The sequence below is a fragment of the Bradyrhizobium sp. MOS003 genome (genome assembly GCF_003020125.1).
GTDB lineage: Bacteria > Pseudomonadota > Alphaproteobacteria > Rhizobiales > Xanthobacteraceae > Bradyrhizobium.
Genome location: NZ_PYFW01000014.1, coordinates 60,311 through 78,318, shown reverse-complemented (window position 1 = coordinate 78,318; position 18,008 = coordinate 60,311). Strand labels below are relative to the sequence as shown.

At 65.1% G+C, this 18,008-nt stretch carries 15 protein-coding genes; 12 read left to right on the top strand and 3 right to left on the bottom strand.

The annotated features are described in order from the left end of the window. Positions 1-100: 100 nt before the first annotated feature. The 3 genes from hutI to hutU are packed head-to-tail and all read left to right on the top strand — an operon-like array spanning position 101 to position 4,554. Positions 101-1,315 carry an imidazolonepropionase gene (gene hutI, locus C7G42_RS33030; RefSeq protein WP_106953012.1) on the top strand — a complete coding sequence of 405 codons (1,215 nt, stop codon included), beginning with the start codon at positions 101-103 and terminating at the stop codon, positions 1,313-1,315. Beyond that, the gene (gene hutH, locus C7G42_RS33025) at positions 1,312-2,871 is read left to right on the top strand and encodes a histidine ammonia-lyase (RefSeq protein ID WP_106953011.1); all 1,560 of its coding nucleotides are present in this window, start codon (positions 1,312-1,314) and stop codon (positions 2,869-2,871) included. Before hutI ends, hutH begins: the two co-directional genes overlap by 4 nt. Positions 2,872-2,883: 12 nt before the next feature. After that, positions 2,884-4,554: a urocanate hydratase gene (gene hutU / locus C7G42_RS33020; protein WP_106953010.1), complete on the top strand. Its 1,671-nt coding sequence runs from the start codon at positions 2,884-2,886 to the stop codon at positions 4,552-4,554. Here hutU and C7G42_RS33015 read toward each other — a convergent pair whose 3' ends face one another. Next, positions 4,555-5,175, bottom strand: coding sequence for a TetR/AcrR family transcriptional regulator (locus C7G42_RS33015; RefSeq protein ID WP_166475783.1), 621 nt, complete (start codon positions 5,173-5,175; stop codon positions 4,555-4,557). 254 nt (positions 5,176-5,429) lie between these two features. Between C7G42_RS33015 and C7G42_RS33010 the strand changes: the two genes are divergently transcribed. Genes C7G42_RS33010 through C7G42_RS32975 form a run of 8 tightly spaced genes read left to right on the top strand, consistent with a single transcriptional unit; the run spans position 5,430 to position 13,804 of the window. Next, complete coding sequence (locus C7G42_RS33010; RefSeq protein WP_106953029.1) at positions 5,430-6,290, top strand: FAD binding domain-containing protein; 861 nt, start codon at positions 5,430-5,432, stop codon at positions 6,288-6,290. After that, positions 6,287-6,811 (top strand): (2Fe-2S)-binding protein, encoded by a 525-nt coding sequence (locus tag C7G42_RS33005; protein ID WP_106953008.1) that lies wholly within the window; start codon positions 6,287-6,289, stop codon positions 6,809-6,811. Before C7G42_RS33010 ends, C7G42_RS33005 begins: the two co-directional genes overlap by 4 nt. Continuing rightward, the gene (locus C7G42_RS33000; protein ID WP_106953007.1) at positions 6,808-9,183 is read left to right on the top strand and encodes a xanthine dehydrogenase family protein molybdopterin-binding subunit; all 2,376 of its coding nucleotides are present in this window, start codon (positions 6,808-6,810) and stop codon (positions 9,181-9,183) included. Before C7G42_RS33005 ends, C7G42_RS33000 begins: the two co-directional genes overlap by 4 nt. Positions 9,184-9,216: 33 nt before the next feature. Next, on the top strand, positions 9,217-10,458 hold the full coding sequence (locus tag C7G42_RS32995; protein ID WP_106953028.1) for an ABC transporter substrate-binding protein: 1,242 nt from the start codon (positions 9,217-9,219) through the stop codon (positions 10,456-10,458). A gap of 11 nt (positions 10,459-10,469) precedes the next feature. Further along, a complete protein-coding gene (locus C7G42_RS32990; protein WP_106953006.1) occupies positions 10,470-11,345 on the top strand; it encodes a branched-chain amino acid ABC transporter permease in 876 nt (291 codons plus the stop codon). Beyond that, on the top strand, positions 11,342-12,340 hold the full coding sequence (locus tag C7G42_RS32985; RefSeq protein WP_106953005.1) for a branched-chain amino acid ABC transporter permease: 999 nt from the start codon (positions 11,342-11,344) through the stop codon (positions 12,338-12,340). The genes C7G42_RS32990 and C7G42_RS32985 overlap by 4 nt, the downstream gene beginning before the upstream one ends. Then, the gene (locus C7G42_RS32980) at positions 12,337-13,092 is read left to right on the top strand and encodes an ABC transporter ATP-binding protein (RefSeq protein ID WP_106953004.1); all 756 of its coding nucleotides are present in this window, start codon (positions 12,337-12,339) and stop codon (positions 13,090-13,092) included. The genes C7G42_RS32985 and C7G42_RS32980 overlap by 4 nt, the downstream gene beginning before the upstream one ends. Continuing rightward, positions 13,085-13,804: an ABC transporter ATP-binding protein gene (locus tag C7G42_RS32975; RefSeq protein ID WP_106953003.1), complete on the top strand. Its 720-nt coding sequence runs from the start codon at positions 13,085-13,087 to the stop codon at positions 13,802-13,804. The genes C7G42_RS32980 and C7G42_RS32975 overlap by 8 nt, the downstream gene beginning before the upstream one ends. Before the next feature lie 12 nt (positions 13,805-13,816). Here C7G42_RS32975 and C7G42_RS32970 read toward each other — a convergent pair whose 3' ends face one another. After that, the gene (locus C7G42_RS32970) at positions 13,817-15,820 is read right to left on the bottom strand and encodes a putative bifunctional diguanylate cyclase/phosphodiesterase (protein ID WP_106953002.1); all 2,004 of its coding nucleotides are present in this window, start codon (positions 15,818-15,820) and stop codon (positions 13,817-13,819) included. A 457-nt stretch (positions 15,821-16,277) separates the two neighbouring features. On the opposite strand from C7G42_RS32970, the gene C7G42_RS32965 reads away from it, so the two are divergent. Beyond that, positions 16,278-17,597 (top strand): alpha/beta hydrolase, encoded by a 1,320-nt coding sequence (locus tag C7G42_RS32965; protein WP_106953001.1) that lies wholly within the window; start codon positions 16,278-16,280, stop codon positions 17,595-17,597. 108 nt (positions 17,598-17,705) lie between these two features. Here C7G42_RS32965 and C7G42_RS32960 read toward each other — a convergent pair whose 3' ends face one another. Beyond that, positions 17,706-17,978 (bottom strand): Plug domain-containing protein, encoded by a 273-nt coding sequence (locus tag C7G42_RS32960; RefSeq protein WP_199581265.1) that lies wholly within the window; start codon positions 17,976-17,978, stop codon positions 17,706-17,708. Positions 17,979-18,008: the final 30 nt, after the last annotated feature.

The following is an 18,008-nucleotide window of genomic DNA, read 5'->3' as shown; positions in this document are numbered from 1 at the left end:
TAGTGACACGCCGGCTGGACAGAAGAGCCTTACGATTATATGTCTAGACATATAAGTCAAGCATCCCAGGGCGTAGGGACATCCGCGAAGGGACCGTTGCATGGCAGAGCGCTTCGACCGGATCTGGCACAATGCCCGTCTCGCCACGATGCGGGCCGATCGGCCCGACCTCGGCGAGATCGAGCATGGCGTGATCGCCGCGCGCGGCGGCCATATCGTCTATGCGGGCGCGGCGGCGGACTTTCCTGTTGATGCCGACGCGATCAAGCGAACGGACTGCGAGGGCCGCTGGATCACACCGGGCCTGGTCGATTGCCACACCCATCTCGTCTATGGCGGCAACCGCGCGCACGAATTCGAGCTGCGCCTGAAGGGGGCGAGCTACGAGGAGATCGCGCGCGCCGGCGGCGGCATCGTCTCTACAGTGGCCGCAACGCGCAAGGCGAGCGAGGCCGAACTCGTCGCGAGCGCTCTGCCGCGGCTGGATGCGTTGATCGGCGAGGGCGCAACCACGGTCGAGATCAAGTCCGGCTACGGCCTCGACACCGAGACCGAGATGCGGCAGCTCGCGGCCGCGCGCAGCATCAGTCGTCAGCGGCCTGTCGCGATCCGCACCTCCTTCCTCGGCGCGCATGCGTTGCCGGTGGAAGCCGATGGTGACAAGGATCGCTACATCGGTCTCGTCTGCAACGAGATGCTGCCGGCCATCGCAAAGGCCGGACTTGCCGATGCTGTCGACGCCTTCATGGAAGGCATCGCGTTCTCGGCCGAGCAGACGGCGCGCGTGTTCGAGGCGGCGCGGGGGCTCGGGCTGCCGGTCAAGCTGCATGCCGATCAGCTCTCGAACCTCGGCGGTGCTGCGCTCGCCGCAAAGTTCTCGGCGCTGTCGGCCGATCATCTCGAGCATACCGACGAAGCCGGCGCCACTGCGATGGCAAAAGCCGGCACGGTCGCCGTGCTGCTGCCCGGCGCGTTCTACTTCATCCGCGAGACGCAGAAGCCGCCGGTCGAGACGTTCCGCAAGCACGGTGTTCCCATGGCGCTTGCAACCGACTGCAATCCCGGCAGCTCGCCGCTGACGTCGCTGCTGCTCGCGATGAACATGGGCGCGACGCTGTTCCGGATGAATGTCGTCGAGTGCCTCGCCGGAATCACCCGTGAAGGCGCGCGAGCGCTGGGCGTGCTCGGTGAGACCGGCACGCTGGAAGCCGGCAAATGGTGCGACCTCGCGATCTGGGACGTCGAGCGTCCTGCCGAGCTGGTCTATCGCATCGGCTTCAATCCGCTGCATCGCCGGGTGTGGAGGGGGCAGTGACGAGCCGAGGCGCAGCGATCGTCGTTACGCCGGGGACGGTCGGCCTCGACGATCTTGCGCGCGTGCTTGAAGGCGCGCCTGTCGTCCTCGATCCATCATATTGGCCGCGGGTCGAGGCTGCCGCGGCGATCGTTGCGAAAGCCGCGCGGGCGGACGCGCCCGTCTACGGCATCAACACCGGCTTCGGCAAGCTGGCCTCGAAGCGGATTCCGCCCGACCAGACTGCGCTGCTCCAGCGCAATCTGATCGTGTCGCATTGCTGCGGCGTCGGCCCGGCGACGCCGAAGCCGATCGTTCGGCTGATGATGGCGCTGAAGATCGTCTCGCTCGGGCGCGGCGCCTCCGGCGTGCGCCGCGAGGTGATCGAGCAGTTGCAGGAGATGTTGGTGCGAGGCATCTGTCCGCTGGTGCCGCAGCAGGGCTCGGTCGGCGCCTCCGGTGATCTTGCACCGCTCGCGCACATGACCGCCGTGATGATCGGTGAGGGACAGGCGCTCATTGATGGGAAAATCTTATCCGGCAGCGAGGCGCTTGCCGCCGCCGGTCTCGCGCCGTTGACGCTCGGCCCCAAGGAGGGTCTCGCGCTGATCAACGGCACGCAATTCTCGACCGCCTACGCCGTATCGGGTGTACTCCGAGCCTTCGGCCTGGCGCGTGCCGCGCTCGTGACCGGCGCCTTGTCGGTCGACGCGGCGATGGCGTCGACCGCGCCATTCCGCCACGAAATCCAGGCCTTGCGCGGTCATCCCGGACAGATCGCCGCGGCCGCGACGCTGATGGCGCTGCTCGATGGCAGCGACATCCGACTGTCGCATCTCGAAGGCGACGAGCGCGTGCAGGATCCCTATTGCCTGCGCTGCCAGCCGCAGGTTACTGGCGCCGCGCTCGACCTGATCACGCAGGCGGCACGCACGCTGATCGTCGAAGCCAACGCCGTCACCGACAATCCGCTGGTGCTGGTCGAGACCGGCGAGATCGTCTCGGGCGGCAACTTCCACGCCGAGCCGGTGGCCTTTGCCGCCGATGCGATTGCGCTGGCGTTGTCCGAGATCGGCGCGATCAGCGAGCGGCGCATTGCCACGCTCGTCGATCCCGCGCTGAACTTTGGCCTGCCGCCGTTCCTGACGCCGGATCCCGGCATCAACTCGGGCTTCATGATCGCCGAGGTGACGGCCGCCGCGCTCTACGCCGAGAACAAGCAGCGCGCTTCTGCCTGCTCGATCGATTCGACGCCAACCAGCGCCAACCAGGAAGACCACGTCTCGATGGCGGCCCATGCCGCGCGGCGCCTCTCCGACATGGCCGACAATCTCGCCGCCATTTTGGGCATCGAGCTTCTGGTCGCAGCCCAAGGCATCACGTTGCGCGCACCGCATGCGACCAGCGCGCCGCTCGTCGCCGTCATCGCGAAGCTTCGCGAACAGGTGCCGGCGCTCGGGGCTGACCGTTACATGGCCGGCGATCTCGCCAAAGCTGCCGCGTTGATCGAGGCCGATGCGCTGCCGGCCGCAACGCTCGCCAAGCTTTCAACCGATCCGTTTCCGAGACTGAGCTGAAGGGGTGCCCGCATGAACCGCCGACTGGACAATGACCGCACCATCCGCGCGCCCCGTGGCAGCGAGATCAGCGCCAAGAGCTGGCTGACGGAAGCGCCGCTGCGCATGCTGATGAACAATCTCGACCCTGATGTCGCGGAGCGCCCGAGCGAGCTCGTGGTCTATGGCGGCATCGGCCGCGCAGCGCGCGACTGGGAGAGTTTCGACCGGATCGTTGCGGCCTTGCGCAAGCTCGAAGGCGACGAGACGCTGCTGGTGCAGTCCGGCAAGCCAGTCGGCGTGTTCCGCACTCATGCGGATGCACCGCGCGTGCTGATCGCGAATTCCAACATCGTGCCGCATTGGGCGACGCTCGATCATTTCAACGAGCTCGATCGCAAGGGCCTGATGATGTACGGCCAGATGACGGCGGGCTCCTGGATCTATATCGGCAGCCAGGGCATCGTGCAGGGCACCTACGAGACCTTCGTCGAGGTCGGTCGCCGTCATTATGGCGGCAGCCTTGCCGGCAAGTGGATTCTCACTGCTGGCCTCGGCGGCATGGGTGGAGCGCAGCCGCTGGCTGCGACCATGGCCGGTGCCTCGATGCTCGCGGTCGAGTGCCAACCGAGCCGCATCGAGATGCGCCTGCGTACCGGCTATCTCGATCGCCAGGCCGCGACCCTCGACGAAGCGCTGGCGATCATGGCGGACGCGGCGAAGACGAAGAAGGCCGTCTCGGTCGGCCTGCTCGGCAATGCCGCGGAAATATTCCCGGAGTTGGTGCGCCGTGGCGTCAAGCCCGACATCGTCACCGACCAGACCAGCGCGCACGACCCGATCAACGGCTACTTGCCGAAAGGCTGGACGCTCGCCGAGTGGGAGGCCAGGCGTAGCTCCGATCCGAAGACCGTGGAGCGTGCCTCCAAGACCTCGATGGTCGAGCACGTCCAGGCCATGCTGGATTTCCATGCGCAAGGTATCCCCACGCTCGACTATGGCAACAACATCCGCCAGATGGCGCAGGACATGGGCCTGAAGAACGCCTTTGATTTCCCGGGCTTCGTTCCCGCCTATATCCGGCCGTTGTTCTGCCGTGGCGTCGGGCCGTTCCGCTGGGCCGCGCTCTCGGGCGATCCCGAGGACATCTTCAGGACGGATGCTAAGGTCAAGGAACTGATGCCCGACGACAAGCATCTGCACAATTGGCTCGACATGGCGAAGGCGCGCATCAAGTTTCAGGGCCTGCCGGCACGGATCTGCTGGGTCGGGCTTGGCGACCGCCATCGCCTCGGCCTCGCCTTCAACGAGATGGTAGCGCGCGGTGAATTGACGGCGCCGATCGTGATCGGACGCGACCATCTCGACAGCGGCTCGGTGGCGAGCCCCAACCGCGAGACCGAGGCGATGAAGGACGGATCGGACGCGGTGTCCGACTGGCCGTTGCTCAACGCGCTGCTGAATTGCGCCAGCGGCGCGACCTGGGTCTCGCTGCACCATGGCGGCGGCGTCGGCATCGGCTATTCCCAGCACGCCGGTATGGTGATCGTCGCGGACGGGACGCCGGAAGCAGCCAAGCGGATCGCGCGCGTGCTATGGAATGATCCCGCCACCGGCGTCATGCGTCATGCCGATGCCGGCTACGAGACGGCGATCGACTGCGCCCGCGACAAGGGGCTCGATCTGCCGAGCCTTTCGAAGTAGCTAGCCGCTTACGAGCAGCTTCGGCATCGTCGTCTTGGCACCGTCCATGAAGGTCTGGACGGCGTCGCGGACGATGGCATCGAGATCGGCTGGAATCGGCGTCTCGTAGATGAACTTGCGGATCGCGAGATAGAAGATGCGGCCGTGCAGGCCCCAGAACAGCTCGGTCTCGCGCTCGCTCAGCGAATGCGCCTTGGCGTCGGGCAGCCTGAGCTCGTGGCGCAGTTCGGCCGCCGCCGGCTCGATGATCTCGCGGCGGACGATGTCGAGATAGCGGCCGGTGATGCCGAACGACTTCATGCCGGAGAACACGAAGATCCGCACCCAATTGTACTCGAACACGCGCTCAACATAGTCGAGATAGAAGCGCGTGAGCCGCACTTCGAGTGACAATGAACGATCGCGGATCATCGGACCCCAATCGGGCGACCAGCGGCTGAGATAGACCTCCTGGTAGACCCGCTCGATGAGCGCTTCCTTGCTGGGGAAGTGGCGATAGATCGCCGAATGCGTGATGCCCATGCGCTTGGCGAGCTCGCGGGTCTGGCCCTCGAAGCCGCGCTCGGCGAAGAAGCGAACAGCCTCGTCCACGATCGCGCGCTCGCGGTCGGCCGCGCGCATGTTGCGACGCTTTGGCGCGGACTTGCTGCCTGTCGCGGTCCGCTTGCGGGCCGGTCGCTTCGCCGTTTTCTGCGCTTTTCGGGCCATCTCGTCGCTGAATCAACCTGACGCTGTCTTCATAACCCAAGGTGCTTTTGTGACCAAATGGTCATTTCCTGTTGACCGGCCTCGGCAGCCATGTCAGGATTTTGAGACCAGATGGTTACAAATCTGGCATCCCGGCCGATGAGCCGATGGATCTCGGGGAAACGGCAGTGAAGGCGAGGGCTTTCAGCTATTTTCGTGCTGCGACGATCGACCATGCGCTGGATGCTCACGCTCGCGCCGGGGACGATGCGCGTTTCATCGCCGGCGGCCAGAGCCTGGTGCCGGCGCTGTCGCTGCGACTGCAGGCGCCGCGGCTAATGATCGACATCACCCATATCGACGAGCTGCGCGGGGTCAGGCGCGAAGGCGGGCATTTGCGCATCGGTGCGCTGACGCGCCATTGCGAGATGCTCAGCGAGCCGCTAATCGCCGAGTTCGCGCCGCTGCTGCATGCGGCGGCGCCGTTCGTGGCCCATCCCGCGATCCGCAACCGCGGCACCTTCGGCGGTAGCGTCGCGCTGGCCGATCCTGCTTCCGAATTTCCTGCGATGACCTTGGCGCTGGATGCCGAGATCGAGATCGCCGGGCCCTCAGGCCGCCGCCGCGTCAGGGCCGACGACTTCTTCATCGACCTGTTCGAGACGGCGCTACAGCCCGGCGAGCTGATCACCGCAATCTACGTTCCGCTGTTCAGGGCGGATCAGCGCTTTGCGTTCGACGAGTTGGCGCGGCGTCGTGGGGACTACGCGCTGGTCGGTTGCGGTATCCTCGCGACCTTCGCCGGCGAGCGCATCCACGACATCCGCATTTCGTACTTGTCGGTCGGCAATACGCCGACACGGGTGAGGGGTGCCGAGGCGACCTTGGTCGGCTCGCGCCTGGATGCGGTGCGGATTGCCGCAGCCCAAGCTGCGCTCGAAGGCGATCTCGCGCCGCCCGAGAGCGACGAGGTGCCGCCCGCGATGCGGCTGCATCTCGCCCGCGTATTGCTTGGCCGCCTGCTCGGACGTCTCGGTGAGGCAGCATGAGCGGCATCGACGATAGCCTTTTGAACGAGGCGGACGAGACGGTGCGAGTCCGCCTCATCGTCAACGGACGCAAGGTCGCCTGCGAGGTCGCGCCACGGGAGACGCTGGTCGATTGCCTGCGCGACAGCCTCGAGCTGACCGGCACGCATGCCGGCTGCGAGATGGGGGCCTGCGGTGCCTGCCTGGTGCAGCTCGACGGCCGAGCCGTTCATTCCTGCCTGATCTTCGCGGTGCAGGCCGACGGCGCCACCGTCGACACCATCGAAGGACTGTCGGAGCGCGGCGCGATTGCTGACCTCCAGGCCGAATTTCACCGCCGCAATGCGCTGCAATGCGGCTTCTGCACGCCGGGCATGCTGGTCAACGCCCACGAGCTGCTCTCGCAGGTGACGCAGCCGAGTCGCGAGGAGATTCGCGACGCGCTGTCGGGCAATTACTGCCGCTGCACCGGCTATGAGGCGATCGTCGACGCCATCGATGCGGTGGCCAAAGCGCGCGGTACCAGCGGAGGCGTGACATGACCGCGCCGCTGACCTCGCTCGATCGCCCGAATTCCTACATCGGACGCTCCGTGCCGCGGCCGAATGCCAAGCGGTTGCTGGCCGGGCGGGGTCGCTATGTCAGCGATCTGCGTCTGCCGCGCATGCTCTACGCCGCGTTCCTGCGCAGTCCGCATGCGCACGCGAAGATCGTCTCGATCAGCACCGAGCAGGCGCGCGCGGTCGAAGGCGTGCATCTCGTTGCGACCGGCGTTGATCTCGCCAAGATCTGCACGCCGTGGACAGGAACGCTGGATCATTTCAAGGGCATGACCTCCGCGCCGCAATGGCCGTTGCCGGTGGATCGCGTGGTCTGGGCCGGGCAGGCGGTGGTTGCCGTCGTCGCCGAGAGCAGGGCGATCGCCGAAGATGCGCTGGAACTGATCGAGGTCGATTACGAGGACCTTCCCGTCGTCGTGGATATCGACAGCGCTCGCGAGGCTGGCGGCGCGCTGATCAACCCCGGCAGTGTCAATAACACCTGTTTCCGCAGCCAGCTCGACAATGGCACCGTGGACGATGCCTTTGCGCATGCGGCCCATGTGGTCGAGGAGGAGTTCACCTTCGGCCGCCATACCGCAGTGACATTGGAGCCGCGCGCGATCGTCGCGGACTACGATCCCGCCGACGGCGCGCTTACGGTGCACCACGGCACGCAGACGCCCTATCAGTTTCAGGACCTCTATTCGCGCCACTATAATATTCCGGAAGCCCGCGTTCGCGTCATCGCCACCGATATCGGCGGCTCCTTCGGGATGAAGCTGCATGTCTATCATGAGGACATGGCGGTGGTTGGTCTATCGATCCTGCTCGGCCGGCCCGTGAAATACGTTGCCGATCGCATGGAGTCTTTCGTCTCCGACATCCACGCCCGCGACCATCGCGTCCGTGCCCGCATGGCGCTCGACGCTGAGGGCGAGATCCTGGCGATGGAGGTTGAGGACCTGACCGCGATCGGCGCCTTCTCGACCTATCCGCGCACCAGCGTGGTCGAGGGCAATCAGGTGATCCGCCTGATGGGTGCGCCCTATCGCTTCAAGAACTACCGCGCCACGCTGGAGGTGATCTTCCAGAACAAGGTGCAGACCAGCCAGTATCGCGCCGTCGGCCATCCCATCGCCTGCGCGGTGACCGAGCGTCTCGTTGACATGGCGGCCGCCAAGCTCCGCCTCGATCCCTTCGCCATCCGCGCGCAGAACGTCATCCCCGACGACGCCTATCCGCAGACGTCACCCACCGGCTATCGCTTCGAGGCGCTGTCGCATCAGGCGTGCCTGACGCGCCTGCACGAGATGATGGACTATGACGGCCTGCGCGCGAAGCAGGCGGACTTGCGCAAGCGCGGCATCTATCGCGGTATCGGCATCGCAACCTTCGTCGAGATCACCAATCCGAGCCCGGCGTTCTACGGGGTCGGCGGCGCCCGCATCTCCTCACAGGACGGCGCGATCCTCAACCTGACGCCGTCAGGGGAGGTACGCTGCCTGATCTCGGTCACCGAGCAGGGGCAGGGCACCGAGGCGATCATCAGCCAGATCGTGGCCGACCAGCTCGGCCTCGCGCAGGACCACGTCAAGGTCATCACCGGCGATACCGAGGTGACGCCGCATGGCGGCGCGACCTGGGCGTGCCGCGGCGCCGGCATCGGCGGCGAGACCGCGCTGCAGGCGACACGCGCGCTCAAGCGCAACATTCTGGAGATCGCGGCGCTGATCCTTCAGGAACAGCCGTCGGCGCTCGACATCGTCGATGGCCAAGTGGTGGATACGGCGACGCGGAACCAGCGGATTCCAATCTCCGAGATCGCGCGCATCGCCTATTTCCGTTCCGACACGCTGCCGCCGGGGACACAGGCGCAGCTGACCGTGAGCCATCATTTCGCGCCGCAGGGCTATCCGTTCGCCTTTACCAACGGCATTCAGGGCTGTTTGCTGGAGGTCGATGTCGAGACCGGGCTCATCAGGCTCCTGAAGCACTTCATCGTCGAGGATTGTGGCCGCGTCATCAATCCGATGCTGGTGGACGAGCAGCTGCGCGGCGGTATCGTGCAGGGGCTGGGCGCGGCGCTGTTCGAGGAATGCCGCTACAGCGACACCGGCCAACTCGTGAACGGCTCGCTCGCCGACTACCTGGTGCCGATGCCGATGGAGATGCCCGACATCGTCATCGGCCATGTCGAGACGCCGACCGCCGACACCGAGCTCGGCGCCAAGGGGGTCGGCGAGGCCGGTACGGCGGCCGCGTCCGCCTGTGTGCTCAACGCCGTCAACGACGCGCTCGCGCCGTTCGGTGCCACGATCAATTCGATTCCGATCACGCCGATGAAAGTCCTGACAGCCCTGAAGCGTTTCTAGAAAAAAGACACTGAAAAGACCTTGGAGGAAATCATGCCCAAATCCGGTTCGACCCCGAAAATAACCCGCCGTACCGCGCTCGCCGGCCTTTCGGCAGGCGCTGCGTTGCTCGCCATGCCTCGTCTTGGCCGCGCCGCCGACGAGACGATCCGCATCGGCTTTCCGACGCCGCTGACCGGCCCGTTCGCGGCGGAAGCGCGCGATCAGGTCAAATGCGCCGAGCTCGCAGTCAAGCTCGTCAACGACAAGGGCGGCATCGGCGGCCGCAAGGTCGAGCTGCTGGTGCGGGACGACAAGCTCAACGCCGGCGAGGCCGCGACGCGGACGCTCGAGCTGATCGAGAAGGACAAGGTTCACGCCGTGGTCGGCGCGCTCTCCAGCGCCGTGCAACTCGCAGTCAACGAGGTCACCCGCGCCCGTGGCGTGATCTACGTGTCGATCAGCCAGTCCGACACCATCAACGAGGCCAAGGATTTCAGCAAATACACCTTCCACGAGGCGCTGAACCCGCACATGACGACGGCTGCGGTGGCGCGGCAGACCCTGAAGAAGGGTATGAAGGTCGCTCATCTCGTCGCCGACTATGCCTATGGCCATGAGATGCTCCGCGGCTTCAAGCGCGCGCAGGCCGCGATCGGCGCGGACAATGTCGGCGAGATCCTGCATCCGTTCGGTGCGGCCGATTATTCCACCTTCATGCCGCGCCTGATGTCGATGCGGCCTGACGTGCTCTGCATCTCCAATTTCGGCCGCGATCAGGCCAATGCGATCAAGCAGGCGGTGGATTTCGGCGTCAAGCAGCAGATGAAGATCGTCGTGCCGGTGATCCTGCACAACCAGCGCCTCGCGGTCGGCCCCGACGTGTTCGAGGGCGTGGTCGGCGGTGCCAATTATTATTGGGGCCTGGAGGCGCAGAGCAAATCGGCGGCCGCGTTCAACACGGCGTTCAAGGCCGCCAATGGCGGCGCGATCCCGACCGATTACGGCGCCTACGGCTATTCCGGCGTCGGATCGTTGCTGGCCGCGATGCAGACCGCCGGCGGCACCGACACCGACAAGGTGATCGATGCTCTGGAGAAGCTGCAATATGATCTGACCAAGGGACCGCAGCATTATCGCAAATGCGACCATCAGTCGGTGCAGTCGGTGCTGGTGCTGGAGTCCAAGAAGAAGTCCGCCATGGCGGGCGACAACGACCTGTTCGCCATTCTCGCCAACGACACCGCCTCGGACGACATGCTGCGCAGCTGCAGCGAGCTCGGCCATGCGACCTAAGACTTGAGCCGATGGACCTGTCGCTGATCATCATGCAGCTCCTCTCCGGGATCGCGCTTGGCGCGGTCCTGGTGATCACTGCGCTTGGACTGACGATCGTGTTCGGCATGCTCGGGGTGGTCAATTTCGCCCATGGCGCGCTGTTCATGATCGGGGCCTATGCGGGGCTGTATCTGGCCTCGCTGACCGGCAGCTTCTGGTGGGGGCTGCTGCTTGCGCCCATCCTGATCGGCGCCTTCGGCATGCTGATCGAGCTCGTGCTGATCCGAAGGCTCTATGGCCGTTCGATCGACGATCCGCTGCTGCTCACCTTCGGCCTCAGCTACGTCCTGGTCGAGGGCGTGCGTATCGTGTTCGGCAGCGACGGCATTCCGTTTCCGACCCCGCCGCAGCTGATCGGTGTGCTCGACCTCGGCATCGGCTTCTTCCCACGTTATCGCCTGTTCGTCATCGCGCTGGTGGCGGTGGTGCTGCTGGTGCTCTGGCTGACGCTGGAGAAGACCCGTGTCGGCTTGATCGTGCGTGCGGGGGCGCGCGATCCCACTATCATGCAGGTGCTCGGCGTCGACATCGGCCGGGTGTGGCTCGCTATTTTCGGCCTCGGCGTCGGGCTCGCCGCGCTTGGCGGCGTTCTTGCGGGGCCGATGCGCAGCGTCAATCCGGAGATGGGCTCGCTGGTTCTGGCCGAGGCCTTTGTCGTGACCGTGATCGGCGGCCTCGGCTCGATCGTCGGCGCGGTCGTGGCCGGCCTCATGGTCGGCATTTCCATCAGCCTGGTGGCACTGTTCGCCCCTGAAATGGCGACCATCGTGATGTTCGCGCTGATGGCGGTGGTGCTGCTGATCCGTCCGCAAGGCCTGTTCGGCGTGAGAGGGAGGACGGCGTGACGCACCCTTCGAGCGGCGAGGCTCTCGCCAAGCCTGTGCCAGGCGGGCTCGGCCGGCTTCTCGACCACCGCGTGCTGCTCTCCATCGCCGTACTGGCGATATTGCCCTGGCTGCTGCCGTCCAAGGCGCTGGCCGTCAACGTCCTGATCTACGGTGTCGTGGTGATGGGCTACAATCTGCTGTTCGGCTACACCGGGCTGCTGTCGTTCGGCCAGGCCGCGTTCTTCGGTGCGGGCGCCTACTTCACCGGCATTGCGATCGGCCGCTACGGCGTGCCGTGGTTTGCCGCAGTCGCGATCGCCGTGTTCCTCAGCACCTGCCTGGCAGCCCTGATCGGCATCATCTCGACGCGCACCCGCGGCATCTATTTCTCGATGGTGACGCTGGCTCTAGCGCAACTGGTCTACTACGTCGCGTTGCAGGCCTCCTCCTTCACCGGCGGCGAGAACGGCCTGCGCGGCTTCACCGTCGACCGGATCAGCCTGTTCGGCCTTCAGGTCAATTTCCTCGACCCCGTCAACAAATATTACGTGCTGATGGCCTTCGCGGCGCTGGCGATGTGGTTCCAGTCGCGCATCCTGAACTCGCCGTTCGGAGCCGTCATCGAGGCGATCCGGGAGAACGAGCAGCGCGCGCGGGCCTGCGGCTACGACGTCGAACGCAGCAAGCTGGTCGTGTTCATGCTGTCGGGGGCGATCTCCTCGCTCGGCGGCTGCATGCTGGCGCTGCACCTGTCGATCGTGCCGCTCGACATCCTGCACTACCAGACTTCGGGCATGATCGTGATGATGGTGCTGCTCGGCGGCGCCCGCAGCTTCTTCGGGCCCTTCGTCGGCGCCGCGAGCTTCCTGATCCTGGAGGATGTCATCTCGCTGTGGACGCCGCATTGGCAGATCTTCGTCGGCGCGATCTTCGTGCTGTTCGTGCTGTTCCTGCCCAAGGGCATTTGGGGCACGCTGCTCGATACGCTTGGCATCGGAAAGGCGCGCCGATGAGCGGCGAGCTGCTTCGCGCCGAAGGGATCGGCAAGCGCTTCGGCGGCTTCGTCGCGCTCGAGGATATTACCCTGTCCTTTGCGGCGGGGCAGCTCACCTCGATCATCGGGCCGAACGGCGCCGGCAAGAGCACGTTCTTCAACATCCTCTCCGGTGTGTTGACCCCGACGTCCGGCAAGCTGCATTTCCGCGGGCGCGAACTGAACAGCCTGCCGCAGCACCGTTTCGTGCATCAGGGCATTTCGCGCTCCTATCAGATTACGAACATCTTCCCTGACCTGTCCGTGCACGAGAACGTGCGCGTCGCAGCCCAGGCGCTGACCGTGAGCTTCGACATCTGGCGCAACCGCGCCCGGCTGACCGAATTGCATGCGCGTGCCGATGCGGCGCTGGACGCAGTCGGCCTGCTCGGCAAACGCGGCGATCTGGCAAAATTCCTCTCGCATGGCCAGCAGCGCGCGCTGGAGATCGCGATCGCGCTGGTTTCCGAGCCGGAGTTGTTGCTGCTCGACGAGCCGACCGCCGGCATGGGTCCGGAAGAGACCAAGGACATGGTCGCGCTGCTGGAGCGGCTCGCCGACAAGCGCACCGTGCTTCTGGTGGAGCACAAGATGAAGATGGTGTTGGGCTTGTCCAAGCGCGTCGTGGTGCTGCACCATGGCCGGCTGCTCGCGGACGGCGCGCCCGACGAGATCAGGAGCAATCCGGACGTGCGCCGGGTCTATCTCGGACAGAGTGAAGGTTATGGCTGAGACCGCGCTGCTCGAAATCGAAGAGCTCCACGCCTGGTATGGCGCGAGCCACATCCTCCACGGCATCTCGCTGCACGTGAAAGAGGGCGAGGTGGTTGCCCTCGTCGGCCGCAACGGCGCCGGCAAGACCACGACCTTGCGAACCATGATGGGCCTGATGCCGAAGGCGACCGGCCGCGTGCGCTTTGCGGGCCGGGAACTCCTGCCAATGCGCGCTCATCAGCGCTTCCACCTTGGCCTCGCTTACGTACCTGAGGAGCGGCGCATCGTTCCTGGGCTGTCGGTGCGCGAGAACCTGCGGCTTGGTCTGGTCGCAGCCGGCAGCGAGATCGACGAGCGCACGGCCATCGACGAGATCGCCGAGACCTTCCCGCGCCTGAAGGAGCGGCTGGACCAGGAGGGCGTGACGCTCTCCGGCGGCGAGCAGCAGATGCTGGCGATCGCGCGCGCGCTGATCGGCAAGCCCAGGATGATCCTGCTGGATGAACCCTCGGAGGGCATCATGCCCGTCCTCGTCGAGGAGATGGGCGTGCTGTTCCGCCGCCTGCGCGACGAGGGCAAGACGCTGCTGCTGGTCGAGCAGAACGTCGAATGGGCGCTGCGGCTGGCCGATCGCGCCGTGATCATCGACCAGGGCGAGGTCGTGCATGAAAGCAGCGCCGCAGCGCTGCTCGCGGACAAGGACATCCAGGAGCGCTACTGCGCGGTCTGACGTCTGGGCCCGTTAGGCCACGACCTTGGCGCCGTCGAGGCGCTGGCGTTCGTTAGCGAGATAGTCGCCTATCGCATCGGCCGACATTGGCTTTGCGAAATAGTAACCTTGGATGAAGTCGCAGCCGAGCCGGCGCAAGGTGTCGAGCTGGGCGCGGGTCTCCACGCCCTCGACGACGCAGGCGATCTCCATGTCGTCGCAGAGGCCCGTCAGCGACTTGATGATCTTGTGACTGACCGGATTCTCGTTGACGTCGGCGACGAAGCTGCGGTCGACCTTGATCTTGTCGAGCGGCAACCGGTGCACGTGGCTTAACGAGGAATACCCGGTGCCGAAATCGTCCAGCGAGATGCCGCAGCCCATCGCCTTCAGCGTTGCGATCGACTGCTGCGCACGCACGAAATCGAACGTGACGGCGGTCTCGGTGATCTCGAAATCGATCCGGCGCGGCGACAGACCGCTCTTCTCGATGTTGGAGATCAGCGGCAGGATGCCTTCGGCGGCACAGACGTCGTGGGCGGACAGGTTGAACGACAGGCGGACGTCGGCGGGCCAGGTCTTGGCGGTTGCCAGCGCCCGCGCCAGCAGCGCCTGAGTCAAGGGACGGATCAGGCCGATGCGCTCGGCGGCGGGAATGAAGTCGGCAGGGGAGACCCAGCCGAGGCGGGGGCTGTGCCAGCGCGCCAGCGTCTCGAAACCCGCAGTGTGCTCGCTCATGGCATCGACGATCGGTTGGAACACCAGCTCCATCTCGGCGCCGAAATCGGAGGTGCGCAGCAGGTTTTCGATGACGCCGCGGCTGCGAATCTCGGCTTCGAGCTCGCCGGAGAAGATCACGGTGCGTCCGCGCTGATGACGCTTGGCGTGATAGAGCGAGTAGTCGGCGCATTCATAGAGAGCTTCCGACGTCGTCGCGGAGTCCGGATACAACGCAAAGCCGATCGAGCAGGACAGGCCGGTATGGGCGGTGTCGAGCTGGTAGGGCAGCTTCACCTGCGCGCCGATGCGTTCGCCGAGCCGCGCCAGGTCGGCGTCTTCGGGATCACCACACACGACGAGGCCGAATTCGTCGCCGCCGAGCCGGGCGAATTCCACGCGTTGCGGGCCAAAGCCCTCGCAAACCTCGCGGATGCGGCGGCCCGCCTCGATCAGGACGCGGTCGCCGACGCTGTGGCCGTAATTGTCGTTGATCGGCTTGAAGCCGTCGAGGTCGATGATACCGACCGCGACGCGAACCTGTCTGCGCTCGGCGTCGGCAAAGGCGTTCGACAACTCGGCGAAGAAGCGGCGGCGGTTCGGCAGCTCGGTGAGGGAATCCAGATTGGCGAGGCGGAAGTTCTCGTCCGAGAGCGCCTGGGTCGCCGTCTGCTGTGCCAGCAGCGACTTGCGGCTGGCGACGAGATCGGCAAAGTCCCGGTAGTAAATGGTGAGCACCGTCACCATCGCGCCGGTGACCAGCAAATTGTTGATGGCCATCGCCTCCAGCGTCGGCTCGCCCGTGGCGAAGTAGAACACCACATAGGGTACGTCGACGACCAGGGTCACGATCAGCGCGGACGAACGCAGATGCATCAGCGAGAAGATGCAGCCGATCACGGTCACCGCCATGTAGAAGGCGACCTGGCTCTTGGCAAAGGGATCGCCGTAGGGATAGAGCGCGAACGACCAGGCGGTGAAGCCCGCCGCGATCGGCGCCGCGATCCAGTTGGTGAGACGCAAACTGCGCAGGATGGCGGCATCACTGCGTACGACGTGGCGCTGCCGCAGCCACCAGAAGGTCCGATAGCCCGCCACCGCGATCAATGCGCCCGGCACGATCATGCTGAGCGAGGCGGGCGCCAGCGGAACATAAGTATAGGCGACCGCGATCGTGTTGGTGATCAGGATGAAGTAGAGCAGCGGCATCTGCTTGGAGAAGGCTTCGAACTGCGCGCGCGTCAGCTCGGGATTGTCGGCCGGGACCCGGAACAGATCCACGATAGTGGTAAGATGAGACTTGAATCTGGCGACAGGCATTGCAATACGAGCCCTGGATACCTTCAAAAACGCAGGCGATCTTGCACGGCTCGGGTAAAGGGGGCGTTAGATCGATCCTCTCGTCGCAGGTTGCGCGCGCGCAGATGCTCAGGGCCAGTGACTGGTGAGGCCACGTTAAGCATAAGAGGCCGCAGAAGTCCGCGGATCGGTTGCAAATGCCTGCAAAAGGCGCCGCTATATTCCGCTAACCATATGCGTCGGCGCAACCTATTGCCGCACCGCCGATGTGAGAGCCGCTCGTCGAAATCCTCCGACAGGCCGTGGCGTAGGTTGCAAGCTCACCCGATTCGGCACATGCGCGGAATAACGAGCGTCGTCCATTTGAGCATGGCGGGTATCGCGTCGACGCCGCCGGCCAAGTTTGACCAGGGGCGACCGTGCCGCCATACTTTGCTCAAGACGGGCCAGCAAGACTCGTCGGTACCGGGAGCTGAAAATGACCAATTCATTGTCCGTCCTTGCGGGGGCGACGCTGATTTCCCTCCTCTCCGTCACTTCAATGGCCCTCTCGCAGCCGGCCTGCGTTACCCAGAACATGGTCGTGCCGCCTGGTGCAAACACCACGGACAAGTTGGCGCCGTTCTTCATCGACACGACGGGCCTCGACTTCAAGACGGCGCCGCCGACGCGAGATCCATCGAGCGCCAACTATCCGCGCGCGACCGAACTGCCCGACGGCACGCTGCCGCCGACGGGGGCGGAAGGCAATTTCATCATCGGTCCGACCCACAATCCGGCTCCGGAGACGATCGCGAAGGACGGCGTGCCGCGCGGCACGACGAAGTCGTTCACGCTGACCTCGAAGCAGAGCACGATCTACAATCCCGGCCTGATCCGCGACGACGTCGCCGGTTGCACCAACTCCTCGATCATGACGACCGTCACTGCGCCGGACGACAAGTCGCATATGATCGTTACCACCAGCCATCCCGGCATCTGGTCGCGCACGATCGATGTGTACGTGCCGGCGCAATATGTGCGCGGCACCGAAGCGCCGTTCATCGTGGTCGGCGACGGAGGCTCCAACGCCTACAAGGACCTCGCAACGACCCTCGACAATCTGATCGCCCAGCGCCGCGTGCCGCCGATGGTCGTGATCCAGATCGGCAATGGTGGCCAGGACGCGCAGGGCAGCCAGCGCGGCCGCGAATACGACACGGTGTCTGGCGCCTACGCGCAATTCGTCGAGCGTGAAGTGCTGCCGCTGGTCGAGACCAACGCCGACGTCAGGCTCACTGGGAATCCCGATGGACGCGCGACTATGGGGTTGAGCTCGAGTGGGGCTGCGGCCTTCACCATGGCTTGGTTCTATCCGGATCTCTATCGTCGGGTGCTGGCCTTCTCGCCAACAATGGTCAACCAGCAATGGCCGCATGATCCGTCGCTGCGCGGCGGTGCCTGGGAATATCACAGCGCATGGACGGGGCCCGCGGGCCCCAACCTGATCTCCAAGGCCGGCGTGCTCACGCCGGCGGAACCGCCCGGTGTGCCGCTCATCGTGAGCGCTCCGACGAAACCGATCCGCTTCTGGTTCTTCGGCGGCGACCAGGACCTGTTCTATCCGAACCCCACCATTCCCGACGGCATGCACGATTGGACCCTGTCGAATGCGCTGATGGCCAAGGTCCTGGCGGAGAGGGGTTATCACTATCAGTTCCTGTTCGTGCGCAACGCCAAGCACGTCGATCGGCCGACGATCGCGCAGACGCTGCCGTCAGCGCTCGAGTGGATCTGGAAGGGTTTTCCGATCCCGTGAGCAGATCCTAAAGCGCGATGCCATCAGGATGAATCGTCGTCGCGCGTTGGTCTATTGTTAGAGCAAAAACCTATCGGAAAACCGCCGCACACTTTTCCGGATCATGCTCTAGCGTCCGATGGTGACGCCGGCGGTCGAGCGCATGGCATCGCGAAGGCTCCTTGCGTTCATGTCGTCGAGGATTTCTCGCGTCAGCACGGTGGTCCGGCCGGGCGTGTCGAGGATCGTCTCGCCGCGCGAGGAGGAGAGCCGGTCCGCCTTGTAAGGCGCGGTTCGATCGGTCGTCGGCGTGTGGTGAGGCCGTTTGCTAGGCGCCGCAAAGGCTCCTTGCGAGATGCAGAGGGCGGCGATCACGATCAGTCGCGGCAGCTTTGCAGGCATGCGATTTCCCATGTTCGGGAAACCTCAGCC

What these genes read in the sequence shown, in the direction of transcription:
- hutI (WP_106953012.1), top strand. Translation starts at nt 101, where the DNA reads ATGGCAGAGCGCTTCGACCGGATCTGGCACAATGCCCGTCTCGCCACG.
- hutU (WP_106953010.1), top strand. Translation starts at nt 2,884, where the DNA reads ATGAACCGCCGACTGGACAATGACCGCACCATCCGCGCGCCCCGTGGC.
- C7G42_RS33015 (WP_166475783.1), bottom strand. Translation starts at nt 5,175, where the DNA reads ATGCGCGCGGCCGACCGCGAGCGCGCGATCGTGGACGAGGCTGTTCGC.
- C7G42_RS33005 (WP_106953008.1), top strand. Translation starts at nt 6,287, where the DNA reads ATGAGCGGCATCGACGATAGCCTTTTGAACGAGGCGGACGAGACGGTG.
- C7G42_RS33000 (WP_106953007.1), top strand. Translation starts at nt 6,808, where the DNA reads ATGACCGCGCCGCTGACCTCGCTCGATCGCCCGAATTCCTACATCGGA.
- C7G42_RS32995 (WP_106953028.1), top strand. Translation starts at nt 9,217, where the DNA reads ATGCCCAAATCCGGTTCGACCCCGAAAATAACCCGCCGTACCGCGCTC.
- C7G42_RS32990 (WP_106953006.1), top strand. Translation starts at nt 10,470, where the DNA reads ATGGACCTGTCGCTGATCATCATGCAGCTCCTCTCCGGGATCGCGCTT.
- C7G42_RS32980 (WP_106953004.1), top strand. Translation starts at nt 12,337, where the DNA reads ATGAGCGGCGAGCTGCTTCGCGCCGAAGGGATCGGCAAGCGCTTCGGC.
- C7G42_RS32975 (WP_106953003.1), top strand. Translation starts at nt 13,085, where the DNA reads ATGGCTGAGACCGCGCTGCTCGAAATCGAAGAGCTCCACGCCTGGTAT.
- C7G42_RS32970 (WP_106953002.1), bottom strand. Translation starts at nt 15,820, where the DNA reads ATGCCTGTCGCCAGATTCAAGTCTCATCTTACCACTATCGTGGATCTG.
- C7G42_RS32965 (WP_106953001.1), top strand. Translation starts at nt 16,278, where the DNA reads ATGACCAATTCATTGTCCGTCCTTGCGGGGGCGACGCTGATTTCCCTC.
- C7G42_RS32960 (WP_199581265.1), bottom strand. Translation starts at nt 17,978, where the DNA reads ATGCCTGCAAAGCTGCCGCGACTGATCGTGATCGCCGCCCTCTGCATC.